Source organism: Lachnoclostridium sp. An196 (assembly GCF_002160135.1).
GTDB lineage: Bacteria > Bacillota > Clostridia > Lachnospirales > Lachnospiraceae > Hominiventricola > Hominiventricola avistercoris.
Genome location: NZ_NFJZ01000002.1, coordinates 1 through 13,767 on the forward strand (window position 1 = coordinate 1; position 13,767 = coordinate 13,767).

13 protein-coding genes are annotated in these 13,767 nt (G+C 50.4%); 11 read left to right on the forward strand and 2 right to left on the reverse strand.

What is annotated here, in order from left to right:
- Nucleotides 1–827: 827 nt before the first annotated feature.
- Nucleotides 828–1,061, forward strand: a complete 234-nt coding sequence (locus tag B5F29_RS02270) for a hypothetical protein (protein ID WP_087153072.1) — start codon at nucleotides 828–830, stop codon at nucleotides 1,059–1,061.
- A gap of 135 nt (nucleotides 1,062–1,196) precedes the next feature.
- Nucleotides 1,197–2,222 (forward strand): Rpn family recombination-promoting nuclease/putative transposase, encoded by a 1,026-nt coding sequence (locus B5F29_RS02275; RefSeq protein ID WP_087153073.1) that lies wholly within the window; start codon nucleotides 1,197–1,199, stop codon nucleotides 2,220–2,222.
- An 83-nt stretch (nucleotides 2,223–2,305) separates the two neighbouring features.
- Here the strand turns inward: B5F29_RS02275 and B5F29_RS02280 are convergent, their stop codons facing one another.
- Nucleotides 2,306–2,554: a TIGR03905 family TSCPD domain-containing protein gene (locus tag B5F29_RS02280; RefSeq protein ID WP_206414171.1), complete on the reverse strand. Its 249-nt coding sequence runs from the start codon at nucleotides 2,552–2,554 to the stop codon at nucleotides 2,306–2,308.
- A 167-nt stretch (nucleotides 2,555–2,721) separates the two neighbouring features.
- Between B5F29_RS02280 and B5F29_RS02285 the strand changes: the two genes are divergently transcribed.
- The 4 genes from B5F29_RS02285 (at nucleotide 2,722) to B5F29_RS02300 (ending at nucleotide 6,475) form a co-directional block, all read left to right on the forward strand.
- Nucleotides 2,722–3,429 (forward strand): 5'-methylthioadenosine/adenosylhomocysteine nucleosidase, encoded by a 708-nt coding sequence (locus B5F29_RS02285; RefSeq protein WP_242955555.1) that lies wholly within the window; start codon nucleotides 2,722–2,724, stop codon nucleotides 3,427–3,429.
- Between the two features lie 79 nt (nucleotides 3,430–3,508).
- Entirely contained in the window at nucleotides 3,509–4,213 is a 705-nt protein-coding gene (locus tag B5F29_RS02290) for a hypothetical protein (RefSeq protein ID WP_087153075.1), read from the forward strand.
- 96 nt (nucleotides 4,214–4,309) lie between these two features.
- Complete coding sequence (locus B5F29_RS02295) at nucleotides 4,310–5,656, forward strand: glucose-6-phosphate isomerase (RefSeq protein ID WP_087153076.1); 1,347 nt, start codon at nucleotides 4,310–4,312, stop codon at nucleotides 5,654–5,656.
- Between the two features lie 156 nt (nucleotides 5,657–5,812).
- Nucleotides 5,813–6,475: an RluA family pseudouridine synthase gene (locus B5F29_RS02300; protein WP_087153077.1), complete on the forward strand. Its 663-nt coding sequence runs from the start codon at nucleotides 5,813–5,815 to the stop codon at nucleotides 6,473–6,475.
- Here the strand turns inward: B5F29_RS02300 and B5F29_RS02305 are convergent.
- Nucleotides 6,387–7,355 (reverse strand): AI-2E family transporter, encoded by a 969-nt coding sequence (locus B5F29_RS02305; protein WP_162608343.1) that lies wholly within the window; start codon nucleotides 7,353–7,355, stop codon nucleotides 6,387–6,389. The genes B5F29_RS02300 and B5F29_RS02305 overlap by 89 nt on opposite strands.
- Before the next feature lie 155 nt (nucleotides 7,356–7,510).
- On the opposite strand from B5F29_RS02305, the gene proS reads away from it, so the two are divergent.
- The 5 genes from proS to B5F29_RS02330 all read left to right on the forward strand — a co-directional run bounded on the left by proS (nucleotide 7,511) and on the right by B5F29_RS02330 (nucleotide 13,728).
- The gene (gene proS / locus B5F29_RS02310; RefSeq protein WP_087153079.1) at nucleotides 7,511–8,947 is read left to right on the forward strand and encodes a proline--tRNA ligase; all 1,437 of its coding nucleotides are present in this window, start codon (nucleotides 7,511–7,513) and stop codon (nucleotides 8,945–8,947) included.
- Between the two features lie 12 nt (nucleotides 8,948–8,959).
- A complete protein-coding gene (locus tag B5F29_RS02315) occupies nucleotides 8,960–10,303 on the forward strand; it encodes a CCA tRNA nucleotidyltransferase (protein ID WP_087153080.1) in 1,344 nt (447 codons plus the stop codon).
- A 99-nt stretch (nucleotides 10,304–10,402) separates the two neighbouring features.
- Nucleotides 10,403–11,425: a CotS family spore coat protein gene (locus B5F29_RS02320; RefSeq protein ID WP_087153081.1), complete on the forward strand. Its 1,023-nt coding sequence runs from the start codon at nucleotides 10,403–10,405 to the stop codon at nucleotides 11,423–11,425.
- Between the two features lie 9 nt (nucleotides 11,426–11,434).
- On the forward strand, nucleotides 11,435–13,168 hold the full coding sequence (locus tag B5F29_RS02325) for a phospho-sugar mutase (protein WP_087153082.1): 1,734 nt from the start codon (nucleotides 11,435–11,437) through the stop codon (nucleotides 13,166–13,168).
- Nucleotides 13,169–13,284: 116 nt separating this feature from the next.
- Nucleotides 13,285–13,728 carry a MazG family protein gene (locus tag B5F29_RS02330; protein WP_087153461.1) on the forward strand — a complete coding sequence of 148 codons (444 nt, stop codon included), beginning with the start codon at nucleotides 13,285–13,287 and terminating at the stop codon, nucleotides 13,726–13,728.
- Nucleotides 13,729–13,767: the final 39 nt, after the last annotated feature.

Genomic DNA, 13,767 nt, shown 5'->3' on the forward strand with positions numbered 1-13,767 from the left:
TCTCCTTTGTAAAAATGGTTTCTAGTCAATTCCATTATACCAAACGGAACAGGTTTATGCCTTTTTTATTGGCTGAAATATTGAATTTTCAAGGTTCAACACACCGTATTGGTGTGGGAAGTTTTAGTTAGTTATAAGAAAAACAGTTCCTCCAGACGGTGATTTCATATTTCATGGTCGGTCGTAAAGCCGCATTTTATCAGTGGAAGCAAATTTCCTGTCGGGATCACGGATGCGGAGGTATTTAACAGAGCCATTCGTGGGTACCTAAAGGACCCAAGGCGAAATGAATCTCGTCTTGGGAAGTATGTTGCTGCACTCAGGGTGCAGAGAAATGTGTGTAAATATAATGTGCTATTGAAATATAATGCAATAAAATGTAAAATTTAATTAAATATAAGGAGGGAGGGGACGGCTGTGAATAAGAACAGATACCCATTTATTATTATGTTATTGGTAATTATTTTATTGCCGATGGAATGGTATTGCTCAATGGATCCTGGTTCAGGTATAAAGTATACGGGAATTCTTGTAATGAATCATGATTATGGAAGAGTGCTGATTATTTATATTTTAGTTCTGATGATTCAATGGATCTCAGAGGGACGGAAATATTTTGCAATAAGAATTATTGCACAGTGCATTTTCCTTTTTACATTAATCGGGTTCCCTGTCTTTATGTATAGTATCCCGATTAGAATGGAATTCTTAAGTACTATATGTTCAGCATTACTTCCCAGTTATTCATATGGTGCATATTTGACTTTTTTGGTAACAGTTATATCTATTTTGATGAATATAAAATCACAATTCTCTTATAAGAAAAAATGTTGAAAAAAATAGGAATTATATTGTTCAGTATGATACTGGTTTTTTGTATAGGCGGCTGCGGTTCTCAAATTCAGGATGAATTTGGTGACAGGATGGAGATATCCCCAAAGGATCAGACTGAAGATGAAGGAATACCTTGCGATTCCGGTATTGATAAGATAAACGGATGGCATGTCAGGCATATAGATCTGGATTACAGCAAGATTGAAATTGTTGGAAGGGTTGGGTAAGTAAAGCGCAATACTTTCAATAAAAAGGGCCTTGAAATCCTGCCAGGCTTATGATATGTTCCAGATACAGATCAAACAGGAAGCGTTCTGCTTCCTGTAATTCCATTAAAAACAATTACATAGGGGGAATTTCACATGGGAAGAGACAACGTGATTGTGAACCGTTGGCTTTCGCAGAAGGAGCGGTTTGCAGATCTGATGAATGGCTGTCTGTTTCAGGGGCAGCAGGTCATATTGCCGGAGCAGCTGGAAAAAATTGACCGGGAGACGGATCTTTTTATCTCGGAAAAGCCAGGCACAGAGATGATTCAGGGAAAAGGGATACAGCGCTACCGGGATGTGGCGATGCGCTGGGAAGACAGAGCAGAGCTGGCGGTCCTGGCATTGGAGAATCAGGAGCGGATACACTATGCCATGCCGGTGAGGACGATGATTTATGACGGGCTGTCTTACGCGGAGCAGATCGAAGAGAGCTGGAAAAATCGGAAAGATACCGGAAACAGGACGAGCCGGGACGAATTCCTCTCACATTTCCGGAAAACAGACAAACTTTATCCGGTCATTACGCTGGTATTCTATTATGGCTCCAGACCATGGGATGGGAGCAGGGATCTTCATGGAATGATCTTTCCGGAAGGAGCCGGATGTGAAAAAGAAAATCTCCGGAAATACATACCGAACTACAGGATAAACCTTGTGGACGCGGAGCGGCTTCAGGATATAAATGTGTTTCAAACAGATTTACAATATGTATTAAATATGATAAAATACAGGCAGAAGAAAGAGAAAATTCTGGAATATGTGAAAGCGAACAGATCATATTTTCAGAGACTGAACATAGACACTTATCAGGCATTGAGCGTATTTTTAAACTCGGAGAAATGGCTGGAGGGAATAAACGTACCAGAAAGGAAAGGAGAGATGGATATGTGTAAGGCACTGGAAGATATTTATGAAGACGGAAAAGCAGATGGATATGCAAACGGAAAAGCAGATGGATATAAAGACGGAAGAGCAGCTGGAAAAGAGGAGGGGCTAACAGAAAAACTCAGAGAACAAGTATCGAAGAAACTTCAAAAAGGAAAATCACTGGAAACTATTGCAGAGGAACTGGAAGAGAGTGTAGAGACAATCAGCCGGCTGGCGAAGGAATTAGCATAAATAATAAGAGGACTTCTGAATAATAGATATAAGACTGGGGCTGACTCATGAAAAGATGTCAGCCCCATGGTTATTTCTGTTTCTCAGCCCTGCTCTTCTTTCCACTGTTTCAGCGCTTTCGCCAGCTGATCCGGACATGAGGTGGGTCTGCGTCCGCAGGTGGTTCCTTCCAGCTTCTGGATCACATCGTCCACTTTCATGCCTTTTACCAGCTTGGAGATACCGGCGGTGTTGCCCGCGCAGCCTCCGATAAAATGAACAGATTCGATGATTCCGTCTTTTGCTTCTACTTCAATGGCCTGGGAACAGGTGCCTTTTGTACGATATAAAATCATGATCGATGCCTCCTTACAATGATAATTATACTTTCTTACGGATACAGAACCGTCTGAATTGGTAACAGTATAGCAGAAAATAGAGGATTTTTCTAGTCAAATGCACCGGGTTCAGCTATACTGTAAGAAGGTAACGTGAATTTGACAGAAAATGGAGGTTTCAGATGATGATAAGAAAGATTGGTATTATAGGAGCCATGGAAGAGGAAGTGGAGGCACTGCGGGAACGGCTGGTGCGTCCGCAGAGGCTGACGAGAGCGTCTATGGATTTTTATTCCGGAACATTGGAAGGGCATGAGGTGGTGATCGTCCGCAGCGGTATCGGCAAGGTAAATGCAGGGATCTGTACACAGATCCTGGCGGATGTATTTCAGGTGGACGCGGTGATCAATACAGGAATCGCGGGTTCTCTGGACGCCAGGATTGATATCGGGGATATTGTGATCTCCACAGATACCGTACAGCATGATATGGACGCCACCGGATTCGGCTATGACCCGGGTGTGATTCCGAGAATGGAGACCAGCTTTTTCAAAGCGGATAACAGGCTGGTAGAGGCGGCAGAAGCGGCATGCAGGGAAGCTGTGCCGGATGTAAATGTCTTTACGGGACGGATCGTGAGCGGAGACCAGTTCGTGTCCGACCGGGAGACGAAGAACCGGATCTCCAGCCGGTTCGACGGACTGTGTACGGAGATGGAGGGCGCCGCGATCGCGCAGGCGGCCTGGCTGAACGGAATTCCGTTTGTGATCATCCGGGCTATCTCTGATAAGGCGGACGACAGCGCGACGGTGGATTATCCCACTTTTGAGCGTCAGGCGATCGAGCACAGTGTGGCGCTGGTGCGTAATTTTGTCGGACGGCTGGCGTAAAACGTCGACAAGTTCCGGTTCCACCGTTGGAAACTTCGTGGTATGATGCAGACATCTTGAAACAGGGGAGGCGTTTGGGATGTATGTATTATGCTATGACATGTGGAGAAATTATGCGGAGTTCTGGTTTTTGGGCGTCTGGGGAGTCCTTTTGGCATTGTCACGCAGAGGGATCATCGGAAAACTTTGCCGGGAGGCAGCCCTGGGAGGCGGGAGCAAGGGAAAAATGCTCCGGCAGATGACGCTCAAATTCGAGAAAAGCTATGAGGTACATGTGGAGATCCACGATATTACTGCGTTCGTGAAGAAATACCTGTATCAGGAAAAGCGGTTCGGAGTCCGGCTGGGGAGATGGCTGAAACTGCCCGACCGGTGGGTTCGGCTGATCTTGTACGCGGGGATGGCAGAGGGCATTATCCTTTATTTTCTGGGCAGTGAACCGTCGTTATGTGCGAATCGGCTGCTGGCGGCGCTGCTGGCCGTATCAGCGGTGCGGATTGCCGCGCTCGTGTTCGAATCGGACAGCCTGTGGATACGGGCGGAGAACAGTCTGACCGACTATGTGGCGAATACTCTCTATCCTCGCCAGCATCATGAGTATGAAGGGTTTGAGGAAGAGGCGGCGCCGGTGCAGAAGGCGGCATCGGACAAAGCTGCTTCAGAGAACGCTCCTGAGACGAAAACGTCTGATTCGTCGCAGGCCGAACCGGAAAAATCCATTGTACTGGAAAAAGAAGAGAAGAAGATTTTTCAAGAAGTGCTCTCGGAAATTTTATCAGGGTGAAAGGCACTTTTTAAGCCTGTATACTTGATTTTTGCCTTGCACCAATGCTAGAATAGACGTAATAAAAAGGACATTTCTGAAAAGGAGAGTAAAGGCATGTCTAAGATTACACTTGATTATTCCAAGGCAGGGCGTTTTGTCAGCGCTGAAGAAGTAAAGAACATGAAAATCCAGGTGGAGGCAGCGAAAAAGGTACTGTTGGACCGCAGCGGAGCAGGGAACGATTTCCTTGGCTGGATCGATCTTCCTGTGGACTATGACAAAGAGGAGTTCGCAAGAATCCAGAAGGCTGCGGAGAAGATCCGCAATGACTCTGAAGTACTGCTGGTGATCGGCATCGGCGGTTCCTATCTGGGAGCGAGAGCTGCTATCGAATTTCTGAGACACAGCTTTTATAATATGATTCCGAAGGAGAAGCGCGGTACGCCGGAGATTTATTTTGTGGGCAACAGCATTTCCACCCGTTATATCTCCCATCTGATCGATGTGATCGGAGACCGTGATTTCTCTATCAATATGATTTCCAAGTCCGGTACGACGACAGAGCCGGCCATCGCGTTCCGTGTGTTTAAAGAGATGCTGGAGAAAAAATACGGAAAAGAAGAGGCCGCGAAGAGAATCTATGCGACCACGGACAAGGCAAGAGGAGCATTGAAGAATCTGGCTACCGAGGAAGGTTACGAGAGTTTTGTAGTGCCGGATGATGTGGGAGGACGTTTCTCTGTGCTGACGGCTGTGGGCCTTCTTCCTATCGCGGTAAGCGGCGCGGATATCGTGAAGCTGATGGAAGGAGCCGCAAGCGGACGCGAGATGGCGCTGAACGCTCCGTATGAAGAGAATGACGCGGTGTTGTATGCGGCGCTCCGCAATATTCTGCATAGAAAAGGAAAGTCCACCGAGATTCTGGCCAATTATGAGCCAAGTCTCCACTATGTATCTGAGTGGTGGAAGCAGCTCTACGGCGAATCAGAAGGCAAAGACCACAAGGGTATCTTCCCGGCATCGGTAGACCTGACCACGGATCTGCATTCGATGGGACAGTTCATCCAGGACGGCGCCCGCATCATGTTTGAGACCGTACTGGAAGTAGAAGAATGCGAGCAGGAGATCGTGATGGGCGAGGAACCGGTGGATCTGGACGGTCTGAATTATCTGGCCGGAAAGAACGTAGACTTCATTAATAAGAGCGCGATGAACGGTACGATCCTGGCGCATACGGATGGAGAAGTGCCGAATCTGCTGGTGAAGATTCCCAGACAGGACGAGTTCTCTCTGGGCCAGCTGTTCTATTTCTTTGAGTTTGCCTGCGGAGTCAGCGGATATATGCTCGGTGTGAATCCGTTCAATCAGCCGGGTGTAGAGAGCTACAAGAAGAATATGTTTGCCCTGCTTGGCAAGCCCGGTTATGAAAAAGAGCGCGAAGAGCTTCTGAAGAGACTGTAATCGAAACTGCATAGTCGGCGGCGCGCTGCGCCGCAGTGATCAGACCGCTGGCGGGGATTCCATTGCCGGCGGTCTGTGTTTTGTGTGCCCGGCGGGCGCACGTTCTAACGGGTGAAAGTCCCTGACCCGTCCGTCCGGGACCGGGAGAGAATAAAGATGAAAAAATACAGGATATTATATGAAGACAAAGACCTTCTGGCAGTATATAAACCGGCGGGAGTAGCCACGCAGAGCGCCCGGCCCACAGTTCCCGATCTGATGAGCATGCTCCAGAATGAGATGATTCTGCGGGGAGAGAAGATACAGCTCAGGCTGGTGAACCGGCTGGACCAGCCGGTGGAGGGGATCCTGCTGGTGGCGAAAAATCGTGATGCGGCGGCGGATTTGAGCCGACAGGCAGCGGATCACACACGTATGGAAAAATGGTATCAGGCTCTGGTATGTGGAAAACTTCCTGAAAAAGAAGGCATGCTGGTGGATTACCTGACGGAAGACGCCAGGGCGAACCGGTCCGGTGTCTGCACGCCGGATACGCCGGGAGCGAAGGAATGCCGCCTGTCCTACCGGGTTCTGGAAGAAGGCGGGGGATGGAGTCTGGTTGAGATCCGGCTTCTGACCGGCCGGCGGCACCAGATCCGGGTGCAGATGGCCCATGCGGGGGCTCCGGTCATGGGTGACCGGAAATACGGAAAGGCCGATCCGGGGAGCAGGGGACTTGCCCTCTGCTCTTTCAGGCTGACGTTTTGTCATCCCCGGACGGGAGAGGTCCTGAGTTTCCAGATAGACCCTGCATTTCCAGTTCCGCCCACAGCTCTTTGATCAGCAGTACGCCAAAGGGACCGGAGAACAGGCCGAAGGGACCAAAGAGCTGCAGGCCCACGATGACGGACATGAGGAAACCGATAGGGAGCAGTCCCAGTCCGCCGCCCAGCAGCCGCGGTTCCAGAAACTCACGGGTCAGCCAGGTGACAGCCAGAAGAACCGCCAGCCAGAGGGACATGGCAAAATTCCCCTGAAGGATCTGGATCACGACCCAGGGCACGAAGACGACGCCGGTGCCGAAGACCGGCAGGGCATCGACCAGTCCGGTCAGTATCGCCCAGAACCAAAAGAAAGGGATATGCAGGAGGAAATAACCCACGGCACATTCCGCGGATATGACCAGCATGATCTTCCCCTGGGCTCTGGCCCATCCCCGGAACGCCTGCGCCATACGTCCGGATGCCCGGGAAACCGGCGTGAAGAAAGGGAGTTTCTGCAAAAGTCCCTTCACCCGTTCCCAGTCTTTGGCAAGAAAAAGGACTGAGACGAGATAGATAAATATGCCGAACAGCCAGGAGAGAACCGTCGGCATCTGATCCATAAGGAAACCGGACAAGGATTCCGGGATCCATACCAGATGTTCGGAGAAACGGCTCCAGTAGTCCCGACATACAGGAATCAGCTCCTGACAGGGTTCATAGAGCAGCGTGCACCCGCACAGTACGCCGGCGCCGATAAGGAGAATACATACCGCCAGAAAACAGATTCCCAGCGGGAGCAGCCGCATCCGGATCCATTTCTGCAGAAAAACCAGAAAGTGGACGGTGAGCCAGGCAAGAAAGAAGGGCATTCCCAGCGGGAGCAGGTACCGCAGGAACAGATAGACTGCCAGAAGGATGCCGGCCTGTTGAAGATATTTTTTTCTCTGTTGTGTCATCCGTGATCTACCTCCGATAACAGTATCTGCAAAAACCTCCGCAGTATGGCAGCAAAGTATTGGTAAATGGGAAGATACTTGACAAAACATGCGTTCCTTCTTACAATGAAAATCAATGTAAAAGACAGTAAAAAGTAAAGGAGAACCCTTAAATTATGGCAAAAGAAAAGAAGCTTGTGGAAGATATTACTTCCATGGACGTGGACTTCGCCCAGTGGTATACCGACGTGGTGAAGAAAGCGGAATTGATCGACTATACCAGCGTCAAGGGCTGTATGGCTATCAAGCCGGCCGGTTACGCGATCTGGGAGAATATTCAGAAAGAACTGGACCGCCGATTTAAAGAGACCGGAGTGGAGAATGTATATCTTCCTATATTTATTCCGGAGAGTCTTCTGCAGAAAGAAAAGGATCATGTGGAAGGATTCGCACCGGAAGTGGCGTGGGTGACTCACGGCGGTACGGAAGAGCTGCAGGAGCGCCTGTGCGTGAGACCTACTTCCGAGACGCTGTTCTGTGATTTTTATGCCAATGACATTCATTCATACCGCGATCTGCCAAAGGTATATAATCAGTGGTGCTCGGTTGTGCGCTGGGAGAAGACCACCCGTCCGTTCCTGCGTTCCAGAGAGTTCCTGTGGCAGGAGGGCCATACGGCACATGCCACGGCAGAAGAGGCAGAGGCAAGGACTGTACAGATGCTGAATCTCTATGCGGATTTCTGCGAGGAAGTACTTGCGATACCGGTGATCAAAGGGCAGAAGACCGATAAAGAGAAATTCGCGGGCGCGGAGTCTACTTATACGATAGAATCTCTGATGCACGACGGAAAAGCGCTGCAGTCCGGCACCAGCCATAATTTCGGGGATGGATTTGCCAGGGCGTTTAATATCCAGTATACCGATAAGGATAATCAGCTCAAATATGTACATCAGACATCCTGGGGTATGACTACCCGTATGATCGGCGCCATCATCATGGTGCACGGAGATGATTCAGGACTGGTGCTGCCGCCCAGGATCGCTCCGGTACAGACCGTGATCATCCCGATTGCCCAGCACAAAGAGGGAGTTCTGGAGAAGGCGTATGAGCTGAGAGACCGTCTGGCCGGCAGATTTCAGGTAAAGGTGGATGATTCGGAAAAATCTCCGGGATGGAAATTTGCCGAGCAGGAGATCAAAGGAGTGCCGACCCGTATCGAGATCGGCCCCAAGGATATGGAAGCAGGACAGGCAGTCATCGTGCGCAGAGACACTAGAGAGAAGATTCCGGTGGCCCTGGACGAGCTGGAGACAAAACTGTCCGAGGTGCTGGAGACCATGCAGAAGGATATGCTGGAGAGAGCGCGCCGTCACAGGGACGAGCATACCTATGACGCGGTAACTTATGAAGAGTTTGTAGAGACGATCAATACAAAACCGGGTTTTGTGCGCGCCATGTGGTGCGGCGACCAGGCCTGCGAGGACAAGATCAAAGAAGATACCACGGCGACCAGCCGCTGTATGCCGTTTGAACAGCATAAGCTGTCCGACAAGTGCGTATGCTGCGGAAGACCGGCCAGGAAACTGGTTTACTGGGGAAAAGCATATTAATCAGGTGTGACAATGAAGATTCAGATTCCGGAAAAAGTCAACAGAATAATCGGCACGCTGACATTTGCAGGGTATGAGGCCTATGCAGTAGGAGGGTGTGTGCGTGACGCGCTTCTTGGAAGGGAACCGTCGGACTGGGATATTACCACGTCCGCATCCCCCCAGGAGGTGAAACGTCTGTTTCCCAGAACTGTCGATACAGGCATCCGTCACGGGACTGTAACGGTTATGATGGGCAAAGAGAGCTTTGAGGTAACCACTTACCGGGTGGACGGCGTATATGAGGACGGACGCCATCCGTCGGAAGTACATTTTACGAAAAGCCTTCTGGAAGATCTGAAGCGGCGGGATTTTACGATCAACGCCATGGCTTACAACGAAGAGACCGGGCTGGTGGACGAGTTCGACGGGATCGGCGATCTGAAGAGAGGGCTGATCCGCTGCGTGGGCGACGCCGGGGAGCGGTTTACGGAGGATGCGCTGCGCATGATGCGAGCGGTGCGTTTTTCCGCGCAGCTTGGATTTGAACTGGAAGAAGATACCCGGAGAGCCATCCGGGAACTGTGCCGCAATCTGGAAAAAGTCAGTGCGGAACGGATTCAGGCGGAACTGGTGAAGCTGTTGGTGTCCCCGCATCCGGAGCGGATCCGGGATGCCTGGGAGACCGGCCTGACTGCCGTTTTCCTTCCGGAGTTCAACCGCTGTATGGAGTGTGAGCAGAATACTCCCCATCATATGTACACGGTGGGCGAGCATACGATCCGCGTCATTCAGGGGACAGACCCTGACAGGGTGCTCCGCCTGGCGGCTCTGCTCCATGATTTCGGAAAACCGCAGATGAAGACCACGGACAGCCAGGGAGTCGATCATTTCCAGGGCCATGCGGCATACAGTGAGGAATTGGCGGGACGCATCCTGAGAAGATTAAAGTTCGATAACGACACAGTGCGGCGGGTGAAGCGCCTGGTTTACTGGCATGATTGCCGCCCATCCGCCGCGGCTGCCGCGGTACGCAGGTCGGTGAGCAAGATCGGCGGAGATCTGTTCCCGTTATATCTGAAGCTGAGGCGGGCGGATATCCTGGCTCAGAGTCTTACCTTCCGGGAAGAGAAACTGGAGGACCTTGATCGGGTGGAAGCGATCTACCATCAGATTCTGCAGGATCAGAACTGCCTGACACTGAAAGATCTGACGGTGACAGGCAGAGATCTGATGGCTGCCGGATTCGCCGCCGGTCCGATATTGGGAGAGACACTGCAACATCTGCTGGATCAGGTGATCGAAGAACCCGCACGGAACAATAAAGAATGGCTGCTGGCGGAAGCGCTGCGCTGGAAAGAAGAGGTCGGAAGATAAAGTCTTCCGGCCTTGTATTTTGAACCGGATACCGTAATAATTTTCCTTCCGCACACATAAGATGGAAAGTACGAGAAGACGTGTGTGGGGGGAAATTCTATGAATGAAAGAGAACTGCAGGTGCTGGAACAATATCCGTTTGCCGTGGAAGGAAGCTGCAGGATCCGGGGGGCGTTTCTGCTGGATACCAGCGTGGGCAAAAGGCTGATAAGGGAATTTTCCGGAAGCGCATACAGACTGGAGAGGGAGCAGGAACTGCTGGAACATCTGAGGGAGAGAGGATTTCTGGTGGACCGCATAGAACCTGACCGGGAGGGGCGCCTGTCTGTTTCCTGCAGGGAGAACGCCCGCTATATTGTCAAAGAATATATCGGCGGCAGAGAGTGCGATACCCGGAGCGAGAGCGAGATCCTGAAGGCTGTCTCTTTGCTGGCGGGACTTCACAAGGTAATGAGAAATGTATTTCCTGTGACGGAAGAAGACCTCCAGCGCCTGGGAGGGACTGATATTCTGGAAGAAATGAAGCGCCATAACAGAGAACTTCGCAAAATCTACAGCTTTATCAGGAAGAAAAATCGTAAAAATGTATTTGAGGCTGCATATTTATCCTGTTTTGCGGATGTGATCAGAGAGGCTCAGGAGACGGAACGGATTATGGAAACTTCCGGATACAGAGAGCTGCGGGAGCGGGCCGTGCAGGAGGGACATCTGTGTCATGGCGAATATGTGCACCACAACATTCTGGTATCGGACGGCAGGATGGCGGTAGTCAATTTCGAGAAAGCTTCTCTGGACATACAGATCGGAGACCTGTATCTTTTCCTGAGGAAAATACTGGAAAAGCAAAACTATGATCTGCATTTGGGCAGAAAGATGCTGGCGGCTTATGAAAGCGTAAAGCCATTGGAACATGCGGAACGGGAATATCTGAGCTGCCGTCTGAGATATCCGGAAAAATTCTGGAAGCTGGCAAATTATTATTACCGTACAAATAAAGCATGGATCCCCGGAAAACATGTGGAAAAGCTGGAAAAATTTTTGTCCCAGAGGGAAAAAAGAGTTTCCTTTTCCATGGAGGTATTGTATAATAATTCTAGTTACAATACAAAAAACGGGAGGTAATTGTGCAAAATGGACTACAAAGAAATATACCAGGAATGGCTTGCCAATCCATATTTCGATGAGGCTACCAAAGAAGAACTCCGGGCTATTGCAGATGACGACAACGAGATAAAGGAACGCTTTTATAAAGATCTGGAATTTGGCACGGCAGGACTGAGGGGGATCATCGGAGCAGGCATTAACAGGATGAATATCTACGTGGTGCGCCGTGCGACTCAGGGTCTTGCAAATTACATTATCAAACAGGGAGGCCAGGACAAGGGCGTGGCGATCGCGTTTGACTCCCGGCATATGTCTCCGGAATTCGCGGAGGAAGCGGCTCTGACGCTGGCTGCCAATGGGATCAAGGCTTATAAGTTCGAATCCCTGCGTCCGACGCCGGAACTGTCCTTTGCAGTGCGCGAACTGGGATGCGTAGCGGGCATCAATATTACAGCCAGCCATAATCCTCCGGAATATAACGGTTATAAAGTATACTGGGAGGACGGCGCTCAGTTTACGCCTCCTCATGACAAAGGCGTGACCGCAGAGGTACTGGCGATCACCGATCTGTCCACCGTGAAGACCATGTCCCGTGAGGACGCGGTGGCAGCTGGGAAGTATGAGATCATCGGACAGGCTATTGACGACAAGTTTATCGGCCATGTAAAGGCACAGGTGGTGAACCAGGATGCCATTGACAAGATGCAGAAAGATATCCGCATCGTTTATACCCCGCTTCACGGCACCGGCAATATACCGGCCAGAAGAGCGCTTGAAGAGCTCGGTTTTGAAAATGTATATGTAGTTAAGGAACAGGAACTGCCGGACGGAGATTTCCCGACAGTAAGCTATCCCAATCCGGAAGCGCCGGAGGCGTTTGCGCTGGGCCTGAAGCTGGCGAAAGAAGTGAACGCGGATCTGGTGCTTGCTACCGATCCGGACGCGGACCGTCTCGGCGTTTATGTAAAGGATGCCAGGTCCGGAGAATATATTCCGCTGACCGGAAATATGTCCGGTTCTCTTCTGTGCGACTATGTGCTGAGCCAGAAACAGGCGGCAGGCAAGATCCCGGCAGACGGCCAGGTGGTAAAATCCATCGTAACAACCAATCTGGTGGACGCGATTGCGAAGAATTACGGGTGCCGGCTGGTGGAAGTGCTGACCGGATTCAAATACATCGGACAGCAGATCCTGAAAAACGAGACTACCGGAAAAGGCACCTATCTGTTTGGAATGGAAGAGTCTTATGGATGCCTGATCGGGACCTATGCCCGTGACAAGGATGCGATCTCTGCCACAGTAGCCCTGTGCGAGGCGGCGGCTTACTATAAGATGAAAGGTATGACGCTGTGGGATGCCATGATCGCCATGTATGAGAAATACGGCTATTATAAAGACGCTGTGAAGTCTATCGAGCTGAAAGGCATCGAAGGGCTTGCGAAGATCCAGAAGATCATGGATACCCTTAGAAGCAACACGCCCGAGAAGCTGGGAGAGTATCCGGTGGTTTCTGCAAGGGACTATAAGCTTGATACCGTAAAGGATATGAAGACAGGAGAAGTGAAGCCTACCGGGCTTCCGGAATCCAATGTGCTGTATTATGACCTGCCGGACAACGCATGGGTATGCGTCAGACCGTCCGGTACGGAGCCGAAAGTAAAGATCTATTACGGAGTGAAAGGAATGTCTCTGGAAGACGCGGATGCGAAGAGCGCTGCTCTGGGAGACGCCGTACTTTCCATGATCAACGGTATGATTTAGGCAGCGCTGTTTCGGCGGACATGCAGATTATATGGGAACTGATATAGAAGGGGGCGCTTTGGCGCCCCTTTCGTGACGGCCCTGTTTTATGACGCGGCGGGAGATGGAGGATGAAGATGTACAGTTATGAAGAACTGGTCGGGATTATCGCAGAACTGAGAAGTGATCACGGATGTCCCTGGGATAAGGCACAGACCCATGAAAGCCTGATCCCGTGCCTGAGAGATGAATGCGAAGAAGTTGTGCAGGCCATTGAGAAGAAGGACGGGGAAAACCTGTGTGAAGAACTGGGCGATGTACTGCTTCAGGTGCTGATGCACGCACAGATTGCAAAAGAGGAAGGGATGTTTACCATCGAAGATGTGGTTAACGGATTGGCGGAGAAAATGGTTCGCCGTCATCCTCATGTATTCGGAGATGAGGAGTACGGATCCGCGGAGCAGAACCGGCTTCGGTGGGAAGAGATAAAAAAAGCAGAAAAAGAGCAGAAAGAAATGCGGAAAAAAGCCAAGATACAGGGAATACAGCTTGACAAACCCCGGGAAACACGATATAACTAATGATACATGTAGATGTACGCATCATTTAGTAAATCAGGA

Bases quoted from the DNA above. Each gene is read 5' to 3' on its own strand.
- B5F29_RS02270 (WP_087153072.1), top strand. From the start codon at position 828: ATGTTGAAAAAAATAGGAATTATATTGTTCAGTATGATACTGGTTTTT.
- B5F29_RS02275 (WP_087153073.1), top strand. From the start codon at position 1,197: ATGGGAAGAGACAACGTGATTGTGAACCGTTGGCTTTCGCAGAAGGAG.
- B5F29_RS02285 (WP_242955555.1), top strand. From the start codon at position 2,722: ATGATGATAAGAAAGATTGGTATTATAGGAGCCATGGAAGAGGAAGTG.
- B5F29_RS02290 (WP_087153075.1), top strand. From the start codon at position 3,509: ATGTATGTATTATGCTATGACATGTGGAGAAATTATGCGGAGTTCTGG.
- B5F29_RS02295 (WP_087153076.1), top strand. From the start codon at position 4,310: ATGTCTAAGATTACACTTGATTATTCCAAGGCAGGGCGTTTTGTCAGC.
- B5F29_RS02300 (WP_087153077.1), top strand. From the start codon at position 5,813: ATGAAAAAATACAGGATATTATATGAAGACAAAGACCTTCTGGCAGTA.
- B5F29_RS02305 (WP_162608343.1), bottom strand. From the start codon at position 7,355: ATGACACAACAGAGAAAAAAATATCTTCAACAGGCCGGCATCCTTCTG.
- proS (WP_087153079.1), top strand. From the start codon at position 7,511: ATGGCAAAAGAAAAGAAGCTTGTGGAAGATATTACTTCCATGGACGTG.
- B5F29_RS02315 (WP_087153080.1), top strand. From the start codon at position 8,960: ATGAAGATTCAGATTCCGGAAAAAGTCAACAGAATAATCGGCACGCTG.
- B5F29_RS02320 (WP_087153081.1), top strand. From the start codon at position 10,403: ATGAATGAAAGAGAACTGCAGGTGCTGGAACAATATCCGTTTGCCGTG.
- B5F29_RS02325 (WP_087153082.1), top strand. From the start codon at position 11,435: ATGGACTACAAAGAAATATACCAGGAATGGCTTGCCAATCCATATTTC.
- B5F29_RS02330 (WP_087153461.1), top strand. From the start codon at position 13,285: ATGTACAGTTATGAAGAACTGGTCGGGATTATCGCAGAACTGAGAAGT.